Genomic DNA, 18766 nt, shown 5'->3' with positions numbered 1-18766 from the left:
CCACGACTCACTGTTTACCACAGACCTGTCAAGCTTGATACTCCCATGACTTCTCTGATTGCATCCAGCGCCAGAAGCGTAAATACCACCCAGATTATCGGATTCATATACGGTGTACTTGTTATTCTGGAGAGCGAATATTACCGACTCTGCGACCAAAAATAACGGCCGGTAACGTAAAGCTACCTATTATGGTGGGGGCTGACATCGCGTTACCGGGGGATTGTACATAGCGTTACATGCCGAAACCAATCACTCACGGAAGCCTTTTGATAACAGCGATATAGTCATTTCACCGGCCCCGCAGTGGGGTTGAATGAAAACCAAATCGAGGGTATCAAAATGAAAAAAGTATTAGCTCTGGTTGTTGCCGCTGCAATGGGTCTCTCTTCCGCAGCATTCGCGGCTGAGACTGCAACGCCTGCGAAAACCGCAACGCCTGCCAAAACACCCCAGACCACCCAGCACCACAAAAAGCAGCATAAGAAAACCGTTGAGCAAAAAGCGCAGGCGGCTAAAAAGCACCAGAAAAAAGGTGGTAAAGCGCCAGCCAAAACCACGTCAAAACCAACTACTCAACCGGCTGCGTAAGTCGTAACATGCTGCGGCGCGCCCCCGCGCCCGTTTTTACGGCGCTAAATTGTTCTGGTTTAGCGCCGCCTTCCGGGAGGGCAAAAAAGTGTCTCGCTACCGCTTTGAGCTCATTCTTATCGTGCTTATTTTATGCGCCGTTATTGCCACGCATTTCTATCTTTCCTGAGTGTAGTTATCTGATTTTACTCCCACTTTCTTACCGTCACGTCTATAGTAGTACTGAGGGTTTGTTGTTAATAATCATAATTACCCACCAGAGTGTGATATGCATAAAACCATTGCTGTATTACTGGGCATAGTGTGTTTTTTACCGGTTATGGCGAAAGCCGGGGAGGCTGAAACAGACGCCACGGATGCCAGCGACGTTAAAACGCTTTTTTTTAACCATGACGATCGGGTGCCCGTCGCCGATCCTACCCAATCACCGTGGGATGCCATCGGGCAACTAGAGACCGCCAGCGGTAATTTGTGTACGGCAACGCTTATCTCCCCGCATATCGCCCTGACAGCAGGTCACTGCCTGCTAACGCCACCGAAAGGAAAACCAGACAAGGCGGTTGCGCTGCGTTTTGTGGCGCGAAAAGGAGTATGGCGCTATGAAATCCACGGCATTGAAGGCCGCGTTGAACCGTCGCTGGGCCGACGTCTGAAAGCGGATGGCGATGGCTGGATTGTGCCGCCTGCCGCGGCAAGCTGGGATTTTGGTCTGGTAATATTGCGCTACCCACCTTCCGGTATCACGCCAGTGCCTTTATTTACCGGCGATAAAGCGGCGCTCACTGCGGCGTTGAAAGCCGCAGACCGAAAAGTCACGCAGTCCGGTTATCCGGAAGATCATCTGAATGCGCTCTATTCCCATCAGGATTGCGTCGTGACCGGCTGGGCGCAGAATGCCGTACTCTCACACCAGTGCGACACCTTACCTGGCGACAGCGGCTCGCCGCTCTTATTGCACACGGATAGCGGATGGCAGCTCATTGGCGTACAAAGCTCCGCCCCTGCGGCTAAAGATCGCTGGCGCGCCGATAACCGCGCTATATCCGTCACCGGCTTTCGCGATAAGCTGAAAGCACTGGCGCAGGATTAATGCGGGAATCGCTGCCTGAACCGACAGGCAGCGATCGTCTCAGGCAAATTTGATCATGACCATTCCGGCGAGCAGCAATATCACGCCAACCCAGCCTTTGGGGTTTAAGCGCTGACCGAAGAGCACCCAGCCCGCCGCCAACGTGGCGGCAATACCAAAACCGCCCCATAATGCATACGCCACCGACAGGTCTATCCCTTTAACCGCCTGGGAAAGCGCGCTGAAGGCGGCCAGAACAGCGGCAAGCGATAAGATGCCATAGCATTTACGGCGAAAGCCGTCCGAAAATTTCAACAGTACGTTAGCCGCGATTTCCAGCATTATTGCCAGCCCAAGCCAGGCGCCGTGTATCCATTCAAATTGTTGCACGAGCCGCCCCCTTCACCGGTTTGCCGGGTTTACGCGTCCCTGATTTGATCAATACGATGCCGGCGACCAGCGTCAGCAAGCCGGCAATCTTCATGGTTGATAATGCTTCATCAAATAGCAGCACGCTAAAAATGGTAATAAATAAAATGCCGATCCCTTCCCATAAGGCATACGCCACACCCAGGGCAATCTTTTTTACCGCAAAGGAAAGAAATATATATGACAGCGTGATCATCACCAGCATTAAAATAAAACCCGCATTGCCATTACCCACGCTAGCCCATTTCATTGAGAGCGTGCCGGTAATTTCAGTCGCGATAGCCAGAGCTAATAAAATCCAGTAAAACATGACACTTCTCCTGCATGAGAATATACTCTTTCGAGTCTGCTGCACGCAGCAAACTAAAAAATAAAATCAGTTAGCACAGCGCGTTGCGCCAGCTCAGGCAGAAGTGAGAGACTAAAGTGCGTTACGCCAGTGCTGCTCGCCAATAAGCAGGAAAAAGGAGGTAGAGTGAAGATGCGTTTGCGTGGAGAAAAAAGTGCTGAACATATTGTCCATAATATTACAATTATCCGCAGTGTTGCTTCTCGTCATCGCGGATGATAATTGTCCTCGGTAGTTGAACACGCCTGATTTGTATCATAAGCCAGGAATTAACTCAAAATATTTTCACTTCTTTACCTGAAGTGTTTGATTTTAACCAGAACAGGTCGACCGACATCACATTATTATTCGAGTCGGCATCAGAAAACAGGGACTGATATGGCAAAACCGATCATCACGCTCAATGGTCTAAAAATCGTCATTATGCTGGGAATGCTGGTGGTTATTCTGAGCGGTATCCGCTTCGCCGCAGATATCATTGTTCCCTTTATTTTGGCGTTATTTATTGCAGTCGTTCTCAATCCCGTTGCGCAACGGATGACCCGATGCCGAATTCCGCGCGTTATCGCCGTATCATTGCTCATTGTGATTATTGTTATGTTAATGGTACTGCTACTGGCCTATTTGGGGACATCATTAAATGAACTGGCTCGTACCCTACCACAATATCGCTCCTCATTGGTGATACCGTTGCAACGTATTGAACCGTGGTTACAGCGAGCAGGCATTGGCGTGTCGGTTGATGAGCTGGCGAAATATATCGATCCAAACGCCGCCATGACTCTGGTAACGAACCTGCTCACCCAGCTGTCCAATGCCATGTCGTCCATCTTTTTATTGTTATTGACCGTGGTATTTATGCTGCTGGAGGTTCCACAATTGCCTGAAAAACTGCAGCAGATGATGAGCCGTCCGGTGGAAGGCATGGCGGCAATTCAACGCGCGCTTGATAGCGTTTCCCATTATCTGGTGTTAAAAACAGCGATCAGTATCGTGACGGGGCTGGTCGCATGGGGAATGCTGGCCGCGCTGGATGTCCGCTTCGCCTTTGTCTGGGGTCTACTGGCCTTCGCGCTGAACTATATTCCTAATATTGGATCGGTGCTCGCTGCCCTGCCGCCCATTATTCAGGTGCTGGTATTTAACGGGTTTTATGATGCGCTGCTGGTGCTGGCAGGCTATCTGCTGATTAATCTGGTCTTCGGCAATATCCTTGAGCCACGTATCATGGGACGTGGTTTAGGCCTTTCAACCTTAGTGGTATTTTTGTCGTTAATTTTCTGGGGCTGGCTATTAGGTCCGGTGGGCATGTTGCTCTCCGTTCCGTTAACCATCATTGTCAAAATCGCCCTCGAACAGACCACCGGCGGGCAGAGTATCGCCGTTCTGCTTAGCGATTTAAACAAAAGATAAAATGCAATACATACACAAAATCATTCAAGATGCATCGCGGCGGCAAGGGAAGAAATCCCCGGGAGCATAGATAACGATGTGACCGGGGTTTCTGAGCGCAGCCAACAAAGAGGCAGCTTAAAGGGTGAAGTTTATAAAAACGGCCTCCGAAGAGGCCGCCGCACGTTTAAAAGATTAAAGCGCTTTCAGAATTGCATCCACGCTGGCTTTGGCATCGCCAAACAGCATTTGCGTATTCTCTTTAAAGAACAGCGGGTTCTGCACACCAGCATAACCAGTATTCATTGAACGCTTAAAGACCACGACATTCTGTGCTTTCCACACTTCGAGAACCGGCATACCGGCGATCGGGCTGCGGGGATCGTCTTGCGCCGCCGGGTTCACCGTATCGTTCGCGCCAATTACCAGCACGGTATCGGTATCGGCGAAATCATCATTGATCTCGTCCATCTCCAGCACGATGTCATAAGGCACTTTCGCCTCCGCCAACAGCACGTTCATATGACCGGGCAAACGCCCTGCCACCGGATGAATGCCGAAACGCACGTTGATACCGCGCGCACGCAGTTTTTCGGTGATTTCCGCTACCGGATACTGCGCCTGCGCCACCGCCATCCCGTACCCCGGCGTAATAATGACGGAGTGGGAGTTTTTCAGCATCTCAGCGGTCTCTTCCGCCGTGATTTCGCGATGTTCGCCAGCTTCCTGATCGTCGCCCGTTGAGGAGCCGTCAGTACCGAACCCACCAGCAATAACGCTGATGAAAGAGCGGTTCATCGCTTTACACATAATGTAAGACAGGATCGCGCCTGACGAACCGACCAGCGCGCCGGTCACAATCAGCAAATCGTTGCTCAACATGAAGCCAGCCGCCGCGGCAGCCCAACCGGAATAGGAGTTCAGCATTGAAACAACCACCGGCATGTCCGCCCCGCCGATAGAGGCGACCAGATGCCAACCAAACGCCAGCGCGATAATGGTCATCAGCAGCAGCGCCAGAACCTGTAGACCCACGCTTTCGGTGCGGACAAAAACCAGCAGCAACAGGAAAGAAACAACCAGCGCCGCCAGGTTCATTTTGTGACGGTTAGGCAACATCAACGGCTTAGAAGAAATTTTGCCGCGCAGTTTACCAAACGCTACGATCGATCCAGTGAAAGTGACTGCGCCAATAAAGATACCGAGGAAGACTTCGGTCAGATGGATATTCACCAGCACCGGCGCCAGACTGGCGTCATGGTACAGATAGCTGTTAAAGCCAACCAGTACCGCCGCCAGGCCCACGAAACTGTGCAGAATCGCGACCAGCTCCGGCATCTCGGTCATCTCAACTTTTTTCGCCATGCGGATGCCAATCGCGCCGCCAATAATCATGGCGACCAGAATCCATGCCACGTTGCCGGTATCCGGCCCGAAAATGGTCGCCAGCAACGCGATCGCCATCCCGGCAATACCGAAGTTATTCCCCTGGCGGGACGTTTCATGCTTTGAAAGCCCGGCAAGACTGAAAATAAATAGGATCGCGGCAACAATGTATGCAGCTGTAACTAATCCTCCAGACATGTGTTACCCCTTAGTTTTTCCGGAACATTTTCAGCATACGCTGAGTCACGGTGAAGCCACCGAAAATATTAATGCTGGCGATAAGCACCGCGATAAAGCTCAGGAAGCTGACCCAGCCGCCCTGACCAATTTGCAATAATGCCCCGACAACAATAATCCCTGAAATTGCGTTGGTCACCGACATTAATGGCGTATGAAGCGCATGAGACACGTTCCACACCACGTAATAACCAACCACGCAGGCGAGCGCAAACACGGTAAAATGGCCGAGGAACTCTTTTGGCGCGACATCGGCCAGCCAGCCAAAAAGAATGATCGCCAGCGCCATTAACGCATACTTCCGCCAGGGTGAAGCGGGCTTTTCCGGCTCTTTTGGCGCAGGTGCTGCTTTAGGCGCGGACTGTGGCTGTGCGGAAACCTGGATTGGCGGCGCAGGCCAGGTAATGTCGCCGTCGCGAATCACCGTCACGCCACGGATCACGACATCGTCAAAATCCACGTCAATATTGCCGTCTTTCTCTTTGCACAGCAGCTTCAGCAGGTTAACCAGGTTGGTGCCATAAAGTTGGGATGACTGCGTCGGCAAACGCCCCGGTAAATCGGTGTAGCCAATCACTTTCACGCCATTGTCCGTCGTCACAACCTGATTGGCGACGGTATATTCGCAGTTACCGCCATTCTGCGCGGCCAGGTCGACAATCACGCTGCCGGCCTTCATAGAATCGACCATATCGCGGGTAATCAGCTTCGGCGCAGGTTTGCCCGGAATCAACGCGGTGGTAACGATGATATCGACCTCTTTGGCCTGGGCGGCAAAGAGCGCCATTTCCGCTTTGATAAACGCCTCGGACATGACTTTGGCGTAACCATCGCCGCTACCGGCTTCCTCTTTAAAATCCAGTTCGAGGAACTCAGCCCCCATACTCTGGACCTGCTCTTTGACTTCAGGACGAGTGTCAAACGCGCGGACAATCGCCCCCAGGCTGTTTGCCGCGCCGATAGCCGCAAGACCGGCTACACCCGCGCCAATCACCATCACCTTCGCCGGCGGCACTTTCCCGGCGGCGGTGATTTGCCCGGTAAAGAAGCGCCCAAATTCATGCGCGGCCTCTACAATGGCGCGATAACCCGCGATATTCGCCATTGAGCTTAACGCGTCGAGCGACTGCGCGCGGGAAATACGCGGCACGGAGTCCATCGCCATCACCGTGACCTTACGTTCGGCAAGTTTCTCCATTAACCCAGGATTTTGCGCAGGCCATATAAAACTGACCAGCGTAGTCCCGGGGTTCAGTAAAGCGATTTCATCTTCTTCAGGCGCATTAACCTTGAGAATAATTTCCGACTGCCAGATAGCATTGCCGTCTACAATATCCGCGCCAGCCTGCGCAAACGCTTTGTCGTCAAAACTTGCCAGTTGACCCGCCCCGCTTTCGATAGCGACGCTAAACCCCAGCTTCAGTAGCTGCTCTACCGTTTTCGGCGTCGCAGCGACACGGGTTTCATTGGGTAACCGCTCTTTTGGTATGCCAATTCGCATAAATGTTCCCTTCCATCGGTATTTTTGATGATGGTTTGTCAGTAAGCGCGAGAAGCGTACGCCTGCCCGCGTTTGAGGTAAATGTTACCCCTGCAGAATAAAACCGTTACAAACTCTCTATAACCTACTGAAAATAACGCCTGTGATCTAGCGCCAAAAAACAGAATTTTTTATCAAATTTGCAAAACATGAACGATTCAGCCACTAAGCAGCCATAATGCCTTGAAAATGGCCTGCGAGGGCTGATAATTCGCTCAAATTTGACAGTAAAACATCATTAAACCTCTGTCGATATCAAGAAATTAACATTAAATTAACTTATTAAATTCATGCGCTTCATTAGCTTAGCCGCCCGGACGCCGTTTTTTTCGACATATCGGCAAATGTTATCATCAAAGATAGGATACATGACACGATGCGTGAAAAATCCCGCAGACATCCATATGGTTTAAATGCAATAATCAGCCACGTTTCTAGTCAATAACAATACCAGTACCTGGTTTGCGCAAGGCGAAGGATTATTTTTATGAAGCTTAAGAACACTCTCCTGGCGTCGGCTCTGCTTTCTGCGGCTGCTTTTTCTGTCCATGCAGCAACAGAACTGACGCCGGAGCAAGCGGCTGCACTAAAACCTTATGACCGCATCGTTATTACCGGTCGTTTTAATGCTATTGGCGATGCGGTCTCCGCCGTGTCCCGCCGCGCAGATAAAGAAGGCGCAGCCTCCTTCTATGTTGTCGACACCTCGGAGTTCGGCAACAGTGGTAACTGGCGTGTTGTGGCGGACGTGTATAAAGCCGACGCGCCGAAAGCCGACGCGCCCAAAAATCGTGTCATTAATGGCATCGTGGAATTACCGAAAGACCAGGCCGTACAATTAGAACCGTATGACACCGTCACCGTTCAGGGCTTCTACCGTAGCCAGCCGGAAGTTAACGATGCCATTACGAAAGCGGCGAAACAGAAAGACGCATATGCTTTCTATATTGTTCGTCAGGTGGATGCGAATCAGGGCGGAAACCAGCGCATCACTGCATTTATCTATAAACAAGATGCAAAAAAACGCATCGTCCAGAGCCCGGACGCTATTCCGGCGGACTCTGAAGCTGGCCGCGCCGCGCTGGCTCAGGGCGGCGAAGCTGCGAAGAAAGTCGAAATTCCAGGCGTCGCTACGTCAGCCTCGCCGAGCGCCGAAGTAGGCCGTTTCTTCGAAACGCAATCCACCAAAGGCGGGCGTTACACTGTCACACTTCCGGATGGCACAAAAGTTGAGGAGCTGAATAAAGCGACGGCTGCGATGATGGTGCCTTTCGACAGCGTTAAGTTCACCGGCAACTACGGCAATATGACAGAAATCTCCTACCAGGTCGCCAAACGCGCGGCGAAGAAAGGCGCTAAGTATTATCATATTACGCGTCAGTGGCAGGAGCGCGGCAATAACATCACCATCAGCGCCGACCTCTATAAATAAGGCGCGCGTCGCCATCAGGCTTTCTCGCCGGATGGCGGCATACCTGCCTTATCAGGCCTACACGATCGTTCAACGGCAGGCCTGATAAGCCACCATCAGGCACTTTCTCGCGGGATGCCAGTTCCGTCAAATATCGCGATGAATCTCACTTTTCGCTTTTTTGGCGATAAATCTTATCCAGGCCGTTGCATGCGGTCCCTTCTCTCCGTAAAATCCCGCGCCTTAGTGGCTTTCACCATTTTTATGCGTTTTGCCATAATAATTATTCTTCCAATTTCATTTTTATAGCTGGATACCAATGGAAAAAAAACTGGGACTGAGCGCGCTGACCGCGCTGGTTTTAAGCTCAATGCTTGGCGCAGGTGTTTTCAGTCTGCCCCAGAATATGGCCGCCGTTGCCAGTCCGGCTGCGTTGTTAATTGGCTGGGCCATTACCGGCGTGGGGATACTCTTACTGGCATTCGCCATGTTAATCCTCACGCGCATTCGCTCCGAGCTTGACGGCGGTATCTTTACTTACGCCCGCGAAGGCTTCGGCGAACTGATTGGCTTTTGTTCTGCCTGGGGCTATTGGCTGTGCGCGGTCATCGCCAACGTATCCTATTTGGTTATCGTTTTTTCAGCGCTGAGTTTCTTTACCGATACGCCTGCGCTGCGTCTGTTTGGCGACGGTAATACCTGGCAGGCTATTGTCGGCGCTTCAGTCCTGCTCTGGATTGTCCATTTCCTCATCCTGCGCGGCGTACAAACGGCAGCCAGCATCAATCTGGTCGCGACTCTGGCGAAACTGTTGCCTCTCGGCGCGTTTATTGTGCTGGCTATCATGATGTTCAAACTGGATACCTTCACACTGGACTTCACCGGTGTTGAGCTCGGTATTCCCGTATGGGAACAGGTCAAGAACACCATGCTTATTACGCTGTGGGTGTTTATTGGCGTTGAAGGCGCCGTCGTCGTCTCGGCCCGAGCGAAAAATAAACGCGATGTAGGCCGCGCCACGCTACTGGCGGTACTCGCAGCGCTGGGAATATATCTCCTGGTCACGCTGCTTTCTCTTGGCGTTCTTGCGCGTCCGGAACTGGCGGAGATGCGTAACCCGTCGATGGCCGGTCTGATGGTGAAAATGATGGGGCCGTGGGGAGAAATTATTATTGCGGCGGGACTGATTGTGTCTGTCTGCGGGGCTTATCTAAGCTGGACTATCATGGCGGCGGAGGTGCCATTTCTGGCGGCAGCCTATAAATCCTTCCCGGGCATCTTCGCGCGACAAAATGCGCAAGGCGCGCCTTCTGCGTCGTTATGGCTCACCAATATCTGTGTGCAAATCTGTCTGGTACTGATCTGGCTTACCGGTTCAGACTACAACACGCTATTGACGATTGCGTCAGAAATGATTCTGGTGCCCTACTTTCTGGTCGGCGCATTTCTGCTGAAGATTGCAACGCGTCCCCTCCATCGGGCGGTCGGTATCGGAGCCTGTATTTATGGCTTATGGTTATTATATGCGTCGGGTCCCATGCACCTGCTGCTGTCCGTCGTACTGTACGCGCCTGGATTACTGGTTTTCCTGTATGCGCGTCGGACGCACAAGCATGACAACGTATTAAATCGTCAGGAAGTCGTGCTGATTGGTTTATTGTTGGTCGCGGCGGTTCCGGCTACGTGGATGCTGGTGGGTTAACAACCTCCCCATCGTAATATCCGTCTGTATTACGATGGGGAAACCACGGTCTTTGCCAATATTAATGCCATTTAATCCAGCAAAAAATCAGCAGCCACGCGCTTAGCCCCCAGCAGACCACCGCACCGCCAAGCGCGACGGGCAGGCGCATCACGCCGCTGAAATACCATAGCGTTGCAAGATAAATGAAATAAGGAATGATCGACCACATGCTAAAGACGATGGTGGTACGCATCGCGTCGATGCCCCGCTCGCTGGCCACGATATAGTGCGCGATAAGCGCAAACGTTGGAAACAGAGGAATTAATCCGGCGATATAATAATTTTTCGTTTTTGACAGCAGACCAATCAATACGACGACCAGCGCCCCCAGGGCAGCTTTAATCACGAGTCCCATTACCTTGCCTTAACACGCTAATAACAACAGCGTGTAGCATAACGGAACCGCTCTCGTTTAGAAAAGATTTATGGAAGGGAAAACAGAGGCGGTGTATGTTGGCGTTTTCTATTCTCCATTTATAATATGAACCGCATTGTATTTGTTGAAGACGACGCTGAAGTGGGTTCTCTCATTGCCGCTTATCTGGCGAAACATGATATTGATGTCATTGTTGAGCCGCGTGGTGACCGGGCGGAGGATCTTATCCTCACCACTCAGCCCGATCTGGTTTTACTGGATATTATGCTTCCAGGTAAAGATGGCATGACGATATGCCGCGATTTACGCCACCGCTGGCAAGGCCCGATTGTCCTGCTCACTTCGCTGGACAGTGATATGAATCATATTCTGGCGCTGGAGATGGGCGCCTGCGACTACATCCTCAAAACCACGCCTCCGGCCGTTTTGCTGGCGCGTCTGCGCTTACACCTGCGGCAAAGCGAACAAACGCAACAGGCAAAAAGTCTTCAGGAGAGCGCGCTTACGCCGCATAAAGCGCTGCGTTTTGGCGCGTTAACCATCGATCCCCTAAACCGGGCGGTCCAGCTCAACGGCGATTTCATATCGCTCTCCACCGCCGATTTTGAATTGCTCTGGGAATTGGCGACACACGCCGGACAAATTATGGATCGCGACGCGTTGCTAAAAACGCTGCGCGGCGTCAATTATGATGGTCTGGATCGCAGCGTGGATGTGGCGATTTCCCGCCTGCGTAAGAAACTGCTGGATAGCGCTGCTGAGCCCTATCGTATAAAGACCATTCGCAATAAAGGCTATCTTTTTGCCCCTCATGCCTGGGACGAAACGACGGGATAAGTTAGCTGCAGATTTTACCTGCCTTTATCAAGCTATAGTGGCGATGCTCATCACCGCCACTGTTCAAAAAACAGACATTGTATACATGGATGCTATTTTTATTAGTCGGAACAGCCCCTTTATTACCGTTTTCTCTGCGTTGTGGTTCATCATTACGTCTTTTTCGCTCAAGAAAATTAAATTAAAAAAACTCGAAGCCAGTTCACAAAATTGATAACAGAATGTCTGCCCGCCGCTATATTGCCATCTTTTTTCGCAAATTGTGAAATCAAACAAATCATAATCATGAATATATAACAACAAATATATTCACCATAAATATATTCGTTTCCGACAGTAACTTTTGTATTAATTAATAACATATAAGAAAAGTTAGCATTTGCTGAAATAATATTATTCAGATTAGGATGCCTTTGATTCAACGAATCTGTAGAAGTTCAATCTTTTGCAAATAAGTTAAGTTTTTAAGGATAAAAAAATGAAAAGAAAAGTATTGGCACTTGTCATCCCGGCTCTGCTGGCTGCTGGCGCAGCACACGCCGCTGAAATTTATAACAAAGACGGCAACAAACTGGACCTTTACGGGAAAGTAGACGGCCTGCACTATTTCTCTGATGACTCTTCTAAAGATGGCGATCAGACCTATATGCGTGTCGGCTTTAAAGGCGAAACGCAGATTAACGACCTACTGACCGGTTACGGGCAGTGGGAATATAACGTTCAGGCTAACACTACCGAAGGCGAAGGCGCTAATTCCTGGACTCGTCTGGCATTCGCCGGCCTGAAATTCGGCGACTACGGCTCATTCGACTATGGTCGTAACTACGGCGTCCTGTACGACGTAGAAGGCTGGACCGATATGCTGCCTGAGTTCGGCGGCGACTCCTACACTTACGCTGACAACTTCATGACCGGTCGTGCTAACGGTGTGGCCACCTACCGTAACACTGATTTCTTCGGTCTGGTAGACGGTCTGAACTTCGCGTTGCAATATCAGGGTGCCAATGAAAACCAGGTTTCTCATGAGCAGGAAGGCACTAATAACGGCGGCGATCGTAACGTGAAGAACGCTAACGGTGACGGCTTCGGTATCTCATCAACTTATGATCTGGGTATGGGCGTAAGTTTCGGCGCGGCATATACCACTTCCGATCGTACTAATGAGCAGGTTAATTACTCTACCGCTGGCGGTGATAAAGCGGATGCATGGACTGTTGGTGCTAAATATGATGCCAATAATATCTATCTGGCCACAATGTATTCAGAAACCCGTAATATGACGCCTTACGGCAATGACGATTGCAGCTCATGCGTAGCGAATAAAACTCAGAACTATGAAGTAACTGCACAGTACCAATTTGATTTCGGTCTGCGTCCTGAAGTTTCTTTCCTGATGTCTAAAGGTAAGGATCTGAATATGCCTGGCACAGCAGCAAGCCCTGCTGGTACCAAAGGCGATAAAGACCTGGTTAAATATGTTTCTGTTGGGACTACCTACTATTTCAACAAAAACTTCTCCACCTATGTTGATTATAAAATCAACCTGCTGGATGATGACGACCAGTTCTATAAAGATGCCGGTATCAGCACTGATGATATCGTCGCGCTGGGTATGGTTTACCAGTTCTAATTATTCATTAATTCTTCTCAAGCCCGCCGTTTCGGCGGGCTTTTCTTTTTTCATCACCACCGTTCTAAAAACAGAACGCACTGTTCCCTGGGCACAGATTGAACAATTCTTGTTCGCTCTCTATGGTTTGCTTATCGCCCGACAAAAGGAACATGCTAATGATCAGTCTCGTCCCGCCTCTGCTTTCCAGAACCGCGCTTCTCTTTCTGCTCACGGCCACAGGCGCAGCCACCGCCGCCCGCCCGGCAGCAGATATTATTTTGCATAACGGTAATATCATCACTCTGAATGATGCCCAGCCGCAGGCCAGCGCGCTGGCGATTTTCGGCTCGCGGATTGTGGCGATTGGCGATGATACGGCGACAAATGAATGGCGCGGCGACCATACCCGTACCATCGATTTACAGGGTAAAACCGTGATACCCGGTCTGACCGATACCCATATCCACGCCATTCGCGGCGGACAAACCTGGACATTCGAAACCTACTGGTACGACAGCCCTTCGCTTAAAGACGCGCTGGATAAATTACGCGCCGACGCGAACCGTCGTCCCCACGATCAATGGGTAGCCGTAGTGGGATCGTGGATACCGGCGCAATTTGCAGAAAACCGGGCGCCGACGGTAGCCGAATTGAGCCACGCCCTTCCCGATCATCCGGCTTATATTCAGTATCTGTACGACTATGCGTTAGTGAATCAGCGCGGTATAGACGTACTTGGCCTTAACGACACCCCTCCTCCTGATTTAGCGGGAATCCGCGTAGAGCGCGACGCAAAAGGTAGCGCCACGGGGAAATTATTTGGTGACATCGCCGCGTTTAACCAGCTTTTTGCCAGCATAAGTCGTAACGCCGATCGCGAGGGCGGTCTGCGACAATTTTTCGCTGATATGAACGCTCGCGGCGTGACCGGCATCATTGATCCCTCTGCCGGGCCTGCCGCCGCTTATGAGCCTTTATTTGCAATGCGAAACCAGGGGGATTTACCGCTGCGCGTGGGGTATCGCATTCCGGTACAGCCGGAAGCGAAAGGTCATGAAGCGCAGTGGTTCAGCAACCTGATGGCCTTTCGCCCGGCGCGTGCCGATGACGGGCAACTGGCTTTTCTTGGTCTGGGAGAAAGCCTGGTGGCCGGAATGAATGACGGCGTGCGGATGGCCCCAGGGTTTTCTTCCTCAGAGCAGGACAAAACCGCGCTTCGCCAGGTCGCGACGCTTGCGGCAAAACGGGGAATACCGCTTGAGATCCACGCCTATACCGATGACAGCGCCGACGCGATATTGACGATTTTTGAGCAGGTAGCGCAGCAGTACGATCTGCGCCCTCTCCGCTGGTCTATTGCGCATCTGAATACCGGTTCGCTACAGACGCTTGAGCGAATGCGTAAGCTGGGCCTGGCATACACTGTGCAAATGGGGCCTTACTTTGAGGGGCTTGCCATCCGTGACGCCAATCCACCCGGCGCGACGGACAATTCGCCGCCGGTTCGACTGGCGCTGGATAAAGGGCTTGTCGTAGCTGGCGGCACCGATTCGACGCGTATTGGCATTGCCGGTGTCTGGCACGCTATCGAATATCATATCACCGGTATAGCGTCAGGCGGTTCCGTGCGTAAACCCGCCAGCGAGCGGCTCACGCGTCTGGAAGCGCTAGCGTTATATACACGTCATGCCGTCTGGCTCGCCTTTGCCGAACAACACCGGGGCCAGCTTAGCGTCGGAAAACAGGCCGATCTGGCGGTACTCAATCAGCCATTTATGACGATGCCGGAAGACAGAATTGATACCATTCGCGCTGTTTTGACGCTTGTCGATGGACGCATTGTTCACGAAAGTCCGGACCTTAACGCCGGACAATGAGGTTGTCAGTTGACGCAAAGCCTGCTTTTATAACCCACCAGCGGCGCTGACGGGAAATCTTTTTCGTCAGCGCGCGATAGAGCTAATGTATTGAGATCCGGTGGGCGTTGATGAAAAAGCTGTTTGTGCAGTTTTACCTTTTGCTGTTCGTCTGTTTTCTGGTCATGACCTTATTGGTCGGACTGGTGTACAAATTCACTGCCGAACGCGCGGGCAGGCAATCGCTCGACGATCTGATGAAAAGTTCGCTCTATCTGATGCGCAGCGAACTGCGGGAAATTCCGCCGCGTGAATGGGGGAAAACGTTAAAAGAGATGGACCTGAACCTCTCTTTCGATTTACGCGTTGAACCGTTAAATCACTATAAGCTTGATGCCACCACCACGCAGCGACTGCGTGAAGGCGATATCGTCGCGCTTGACGATCAATACACCTTTATTCAGCGTATCCCGCGCAGCCATTACGTCCTGGCGGTTGGCCCGGTTCCCTATCTCTATTTCCTGCATCAAATGCGACTGCTGGATATCGCTTTAATGGCGCTCATTGCCTTTTCTCTCGCCTTTCCTGTGTTTATCTGGATGCGCCCGCACTGGCAAGAAATGCTCAGGCTCGAATCCGCCGCGCAGCGCTTTGGCGAGGGTCACTTGACTGAACGCCTGCACTTCGATAATGGCTCCAGTTTCGAACGTCTGGGTGTCGCGTTCAACCAGATGGCGGATAACATTAATGCTCTGATCGCCAGTAAAAAACAGCTGATTGACGGTATCGCCCACGAGCTTCGCACGCCGCTGGTACGTTTACGCTATCGGCTTGAAATGAGTGAAAATCTGACACCGCCGGAATCACAGGCGCTCAATCGCGATATTGGTCAACTGGAAGCGCTGATTGAAGAACTGCTCACCTATGCGCGCCTTGACCGACCGCAAAATGAACTGATGTTGACCGAACCCGACCTCCCCGCCTGGTTGCTAGTGCATTTGCAGGATGTGCAGAGCGTGAACCCAGAACGTGCCGTAAACCTTCTCACATCTGTAATTGGCGATTATGGCGCGCTTGATATGCGGTTAATGTCGCGAGTGCTGGATAACCTGCTGAATAATGCGTTGCGCTACAGTCGTACCACCGTTCAGGTCAGTCTGTTACTCGACGGCAGTCAGGCAACGTTGATAGTCGAAGATGATGGCCCCGGCATTGAAGCGGATGCGCGAGAGCACGTATTTGAACCTTTTGTCAGACTCGATCCCAGTAGAGACCGGGCGACAGGCGGCTGCGGGCTTGGACTCGCCATCGTACACTCTATCGCCCTGGCGATGGGCGGTAGCGTCGTCTGTGACGAGAGCGAACTGGGCGGCGCAAAATTTAGCTTTCACTGGCCGGTCTGGCACGCGATGCCCGACATGACCGCTGCCTGACGTATTTTGCACGCTGGTTGAGCGGCGGGAACTGTGCTATACAGATAGTATGTTGTAACTAAAGTGAGTGATACCATGTCCCGCTACGATCTCGTTGAACGCCTGAATGGCACTTTTCGCCAGATAGAACAACACCTGGCGGCGCTGACGGATAATCTACAGCAGCATTCGCTACTTATCGCCCGTGTCTTTTCACTGCCGCAGGTGACCAAAGAGGCGGAACATGCGCCGCTGGACACTATCGAGGTCACGCAACATCTGGGAAAAGAGGCCGAAGCGCTGGCGCTACGTCACTATCGCCATTTGTTTATTCAACAGCAGTCCGAAAACCGCAGCAGTAAAGCCGCCGTCCGCCTGCCTGGCGTCTTATGCTATCAAGTGGATAATGCGACACAGTTAGATCTGGAAAATCAGGTACAGCGCATTAACCAGTTGAAAACCACCTTCGAGCAGATGGTTACGGTAGAGTCCGGTCTTCCCTCAGCGGCACGTTTTGAGTGGGTGCATCGGCATCTACCCGGCTTAATTACGCTGAACGCTTACCGCACGCTGACGCTTATCAATAACCCCGCTACCATACGTTTCGGCTGGGCAAATAAACATATTATTAAAAATTTAAGCCGGGATGAGGTTCTGAGCCAGTTGAAAAAAAGCCTCGCGTCGCCGCGCAGCGTCCCGCCGTGGACGCGCGAACAATGGCAATTCAAGCTGGAACGGGAATATCAGGATATCGCTGCCTTACCGCAGCAGGCCCGACTCAAGATTAAGCGTCCGGTTAAAGTACAGCCGATCGCCCGCATCTGGTATAAAGGCCAGCAGAAACAGGTGCAACACGCCTGCCCCACGCCGATTATCGCATTAATCAACACGGACAACGGCGCAGGCGTGCCGGATATTGGCGGGCTGGAAAACTATGACGCCGATAATATTCAGCACCGTTTTAAACCACAGGCGCAGCCGCTGCGACTGATTATTCCGCGACTGCACCTGTATGTGGCGGATTAACGTCCCGGCGTCATACTGCCAACCATCAACTCCGGACGTACCCAGGCGTCGAACTCCTCGTCGCTAAGGTATCCTAATGCCACGGCTGAGGCTTTGAGCGTCAGCCCTTCTTTATGCGCCTTCTTCGCAATCTCCGCCGCTTTATCGTAACCGATGTGCGTATTGAGCGCAGTGACCAGCATCAGCGACTCATTCAGCAACTGCGTAATACGCTCGCGGTTTGGCTCGATTCCTGACGCACAGTGTTGATTGAAACTCGCCATGCCATCGGCCAGCAGGCGCACCGTTTGCAGAAAATTATGAATAACCATCGGACGATAGACGTTGAGCTCAAAGTTGCCCGATGCGCCCCCCATATTGATGGCCACATCGTTACCCATCACCTGGCAACATAGCATCGTTACCGCTTCACACTGGGTCGGGTTCACTTTACCAGGCATAATGGAACTGCCCGGCTCATTTTCCGGGATAGCAATCTCGCCAATGCCGCAACGCGGACCGGACGCCAGCCAGCGAACATCGTTGGCGATTTTCATCAGCGAGGCCGCCAGCCCTTTTAATGCGCCATGCGCCTGTACCAACGCGTCACAGGTCGCCAGCGCTTCGAATTTATTCGGGGCGGTAACAAACGGCGCCGCGGTAATCGTCGCCAGTTCCTCGGCCACGCGCCGGGCATATTCCGGGTGGGTATTAAGCCCTGTCCCTACTGCGGTTCCGCCGAGCGCCAGTTCCGCGACGTGCGGTAAACTGTGCTCAATGTGTCTGAGGTTATGTTCCAGCATGGCTACCCAACCGGAAATCTCCTGGCCTAAGGTGAGCGGCGTCGCGTCCTGCAGGTGAGTACGGCCAATTTTGACAATATCGGCGAAAGCGTGGGATTTATCGCGAAGCGTATCCGTTAATGCGGATAATTGCGGGATAAGGTGTTCGCGCAACGCCAGTAACGCCGCCACGTGCATGGCGGTTGGGAACACATCGTTTGAGCTTTGACTCTTATTGACGTCATCATTGGGATGCACCTTGCGTTCCATACCGCGAACGCCGCCCAAAATTTCACTGGCGCGGTTCGCTAACACTTCATTCATATTCATGTTGCTTTGCGTACCGGACCCGGTCTGCCAAATCGCCAGCGGAAACTCATCAGCATGTTTTCCCGCCAGCACTTCATCAGCCGCCTGGATAATCGCGCTGGCTTTTTCCGCCGCCAACAACCCTAAGTCCTGGTTGACCTTCGCAGCGGCGCGCTTGGTCAACGCCAGAGCGTGAATGAGCGAGACGGGCATTTTCTCCGTGGAAATCCGAAAATGCTCCAGCGAACGTTGAGTCTGCGCCCCCCACAGTTTATCTGCCGGGACTTCAATCGCACCCATTGAATCTTTCTCGCGGCGTACCGTTACCATTACCTGCTCCTTACTCAAGTTGATGAGATCATGTGTCGACATTGCTCACATGTTTGCGGTCTTATGAGTATTAACGATAACAACACAACGGTGTAGACC

At 51.9% G+C, this 18766-nt stretch carries 17 protein-coding genes; 10 read left to right on the top strand and 7 right to left on the bottom strand.

What is annotated here, in order from left to right; translation table 11 throughout:
• Positions 1-14: 14 nt before the first annotated feature.
• A complete protein-coding gene (locus J4614_RS21980; protein WP_001068154.1) occupies positions 15-107 on the bottom strand; it encodes a hypothetical protein in 93 nt (30 codons plus the stop codon).
• A 235-nt stretch (positions 108-342) separates the two neighbouring features.
• On the opposite strand from J4614_RS21980, the gene asr reads away from it, so the two are divergent.
• Both asr and J4614_RS02435 read left to right on the top strand, forming a co-directional pair.
• Entirely contained in the window at positions 343-591 is a 249-nt protein-coding gene (gene asr / locus J4614_RS02440) for an acid resistance repetitive basic protein Asr (protein WP_023208193.1), read from the top strand.
• 268 nt (positions 592-859) lie between these two features.
• Positions 860-1681 (top strand): serine protease, encoded by an 822-nt coding sequence (locus tag J4614_RS02435; RefSeq protein ID WP_000549638.1) that lies wholly within the window; start codon positions 860-862, stop codon positions 1679-1681.
• Positions 1682-1720: 39 nt separating this feature from the next.
• Here J4614_RS02435 and mdtI read toward each other — a convergent pair whose 3' ends face one another.
• Both mdtI and mdtJ read right to left on the bottom strand, forming a co-directional pair.
• Positions 1721-2050, bottom strand: a complete 330-nt coding sequence (gene mdtI / locus J4614_RS02430) for a multidrug/spermidine efflux SMR transporter subunit MdtI (protein WP_001183821.1) — start codon at positions 2048-2050, stop codon at positions 1721-1723.
• The gene (mdtJ, locus tag J4614_RS02425; RefSeq protein WP_000500279.1) at positions 2037-2399 is read right to left on the bottom strand and encodes a multidrug/spermidine efflux SMR transporter subunit MdtJ; all 363 of its coding nucleotides are present in this window, start codon (positions 2397-2399) and stop codon (positions 2037-2039) included. Before mdtJ ends, mdtI begins: the two co-directional genes overlap by 14 nt.
• Before the next feature lie 417 nt (positions 2400-2816).
• Here mdtJ and J4614_RS02420 point away from each other — a divergent pair, with 417 nt between their 5' ends.
• A complete protein-coding gene (locus J4614_RS02420; RefSeq protein WP_001118264.1) occupies positions 2817-3851 on the top strand; it encodes an AI-2E family transporter in 1035 nt (344 codons plus the stop codon).
• A gap of 174 nt (positions 3852-4025) precedes the next feature.
• On the opposite strand, the gene pntB is transcribed toward J4614_RS02420, so the two are convergent.
• Positions 4026-5414: a Re/Si-specific NAD(P)(+) transhydrogenase subunit beta gene (pntB, locus tag J4614_RS02415; protein ID WP_000014056.1), complete on the bottom strand. Its 1389-nt coding sequence runs from the start codon at positions 5412-5414 to the stop codon at positions 4026-4028.
• Positions 5415-5424: 10 nt separating this feature from the next.
• On the bottom strand, positions 5425-6954 hold the full coding sequence (pntA, locus tag J4614_RS02410; protein ID WP_001219356.1) for a Re/Si-specific NAD(P)(+) transhydrogenase subunit alpha: 1530 nt from the start codon (positions 6952-6954) through the stop codon (positions 5425-5427).
• Between the two features lie 526 nt (positions 6955-7480).
• Between pntA and ydgH the strand changes: the two genes are divergently transcribed.
• A complete protein-coding gene (ydgH, locus tag J4614_RS02405) occupies positions 7481-8425 on the top strand; it encodes a DUF1471 family protein YdgH (protein ID WP_000769292.1) in 945 nt (314 codons plus the stop codon).
• 298 nt (positions 8426-8723) lie between these two features.
• Positions 8724-10106, top strand: a complete 1383-nt coding sequence (locus J4614_RS02400) for an amino acid permease (protein ID WP_000412353.1) — start codon at positions 8724-8726, stop codon at positions 10104-10106.
• Between the two features lie 61 nt (positions 10107-10167).
• Here the strand turns inward: J4614_RS02400 and J4614_RS02395 are convergent, their stop codons facing one another.
• Positions 10168-10503, bottom strand: a complete 336-nt coding sequence (locus J4614_RS02395) for a GlpM family protein (protein WP_000524877.1) — start codon at positions 10501-10503, stop codon at positions 10168-10170.
• A 126-nt stretch (positions 10504-10629) separates the two neighbouring features.
• On the opposite strand from J4614_RS02395, the gene rstA reads away from it, so the two are divergent.
• The 5 genes from rstA (at position 10630) to tus (ending at position 17267) form a co-directional block, all read left to right on the top strand.
• Positions 10630-11361 (top strand): two-component system response regulator RstA, encoded by a 732-nt coding sequence (gene rstA / locus J4614_RS02390; protein ID WP_001080048.1) that lies wholly within the window; start codon positions 10630-10632, stop codon positions 11359-11361.
• A 478-nt stretch (positions 11362-11839) separates the two neighbouring features.
• Positions 11840-12991, top strand: a complete 1152-nt coding sequence (gene ompC, locus J4614_RS02385; protein ID WP_203435440.1) for a porin OmpC — start codon at positions 11840-11842, stop codon at positions 12989-12991.
• Between the two features lie 152 nt (positions 12992-13143).
• Positions 13144-14850 carry an amidohydrolase gene (locus J4614_RS02380; protein ID WP_208293044.1) on the top strand — a complete coding sequence of 569 codons (1707 nt, stop codon included), beginning with the start codon at positions 13144-13146 and terminating at the stop codon, positions 14848-14850.
• Positions 14851-14960: 110 nt separating this feature from the next.
• Positions 14961-16262, top strand: a complete 1302-nt coding sequence (gene rstB / locus J4614_RS02375; RefSeq protein WP_023208197.1) for a two-component system sensor histidine kinase RstB — start codon at positions 14961-14963, stop codon at positions 16260-16262.
• A gap of 75 nt (positions 16263-16337) precedes the next feature.
• Entirely contained in the window at positions 16338-17267 is a 930-nt protein-coding gene (gene tus, locus J4614_RS02370) for a DNA replication terminus site-binding protein (protein WP_000092492.1), read from the top strand.
• Here the strand turns inward: tus and fumC are convergent.
• Positions 17264-18667 (bottom strand): class II fumarate hydratase, encoded by a 1404-nt coding sequence (gene fumC, locus J4614_RS02365; protein WP_000259117.1) that lies wholly within the window; start codon positions 18665-18667, stop codon positions 17264-17266. The two genes, tus and fumC, sit on opposite strands and share 4 nt — an antisense overlap.
• Positions 18668-18766 lie beyond the last annotated feature (99 nt).

It is taken from the genome of Salmonella sp. 32031103-2018-00083-FB-01-SM-01, from assembly GCF_017571995.1.
GTDB classification, from domain to species: Bacteria; Pseudomonadota; Gammaproteobacteria; order Enterobacterales; family Enterobacteriaceae; genus Salmonella; species Salmonella enterica.
Note: the sequence above shows the minus strand (reverse complement) of the source record. Positions and strands in the feature narration are given on the sequence as shown.

Coding starts and splice junctions, on each gene's coding strand:
- pntB (WP_000014056.1), bottom strand. CDS start 5,414: ATGTCTGGAGGATTAGTTACAGCTGCATACATTGTTGCCGCGATCCTA.
- rstA (WP_001080048.1), top strand. CDS start 10,630: ATGAACCGCATTGTATTTGTTGAAGACGACGCTGAAGTGGGTTCTCTC.
- ydgH (WP_000769292.1), top strand. CDS start 7,481: ATGAAGCTTAAGAACACTCTCCTGGCGTCGGCTCTGCTTTCTGCGGCT.
- tus (WP_000092492.1), top strand. CDS start 16,338: ATGTCCCGCTACGATCTCGTTGAACGCCTGAATGGCACTTTTCGCCAG.
- rstB (WP_023208197.1), top strand. CDS start 14,961: ATGAAAAAGCTGTTTGTGCAGTTTTACCTTTTGCTGTTCGTCTGTTTT.
- J4614_RS21980 (WP_001068154.1), bottom strand. CDS start 107: ATGAATCCGATAATCTGGGTGGTATTTACGCTTCTGGCGCTGGATGCA.
- ompC (WP_203435440.1), top strand. CDS start 11,840: ATGAAAAGAAAAGTATTGGCACTTGTCATCCCGGCTCTGCTGGCTGCT.
- J4614_RS02380 (WP_208293044.1), top strand. CDS start 13,144: ATGCTAATGATCAGTCTCGTCCCGCCTCTGCTTTCCAGAACCGCGCTT.
- mdtJ (WP_000500279.1), bottom strand. CDS start 2,399: ATGTTTTACTGGATTTTATTAGCTCTGGCTATCGCGACTGAAATTACC.
- J4614_RS02435 (WP_000549638.1), top strand. CDS start 860: ATGCATAAAACCATTGCTGTATTACTGGGCATAGTGTGTTTTTTACCG.
- fumC (WP_000259117.1), bottom strand. CDS start 18,667: ATGGTAACGGTACGCCGCGAGAAAGATTCAATGGGTGCGATTGAAGTC.
- asr (WP_023208193.1), top strand. CDS start 343: ATGAAAAAAGTATTAGCTCTGGTTGTTGCCGCTGCAATGGGTCTCTCT.
- pntA (WP_001219356.1), bottom strand. CDS start 6,954: ATGCGAATTGGCATACCAAAAGAGCGGTTACCCAATGAAACCCGTGTC.
- J4614_RS02400 (WP_000412353.1), top strand. CDS start 8,724: ATGGAAAAAAAACTGGGACTGAGCGCGCTGACCGCGCTGGTTTTAAGC.
- J4614_RS02420 (WP_001118264.1), top strand. CDS start 2,817: ATGGCAAAACCGATCATCACGCTCAATGGTCTAAAAATCGTCATTATG.
- J4614_RS02395 (WP_000524877.1), bottom strand. CDS start 10,503: ATGGGACTCGTGATTAAAGCTGCCCTGGGGGCGCTGGTCGTCGTATTG.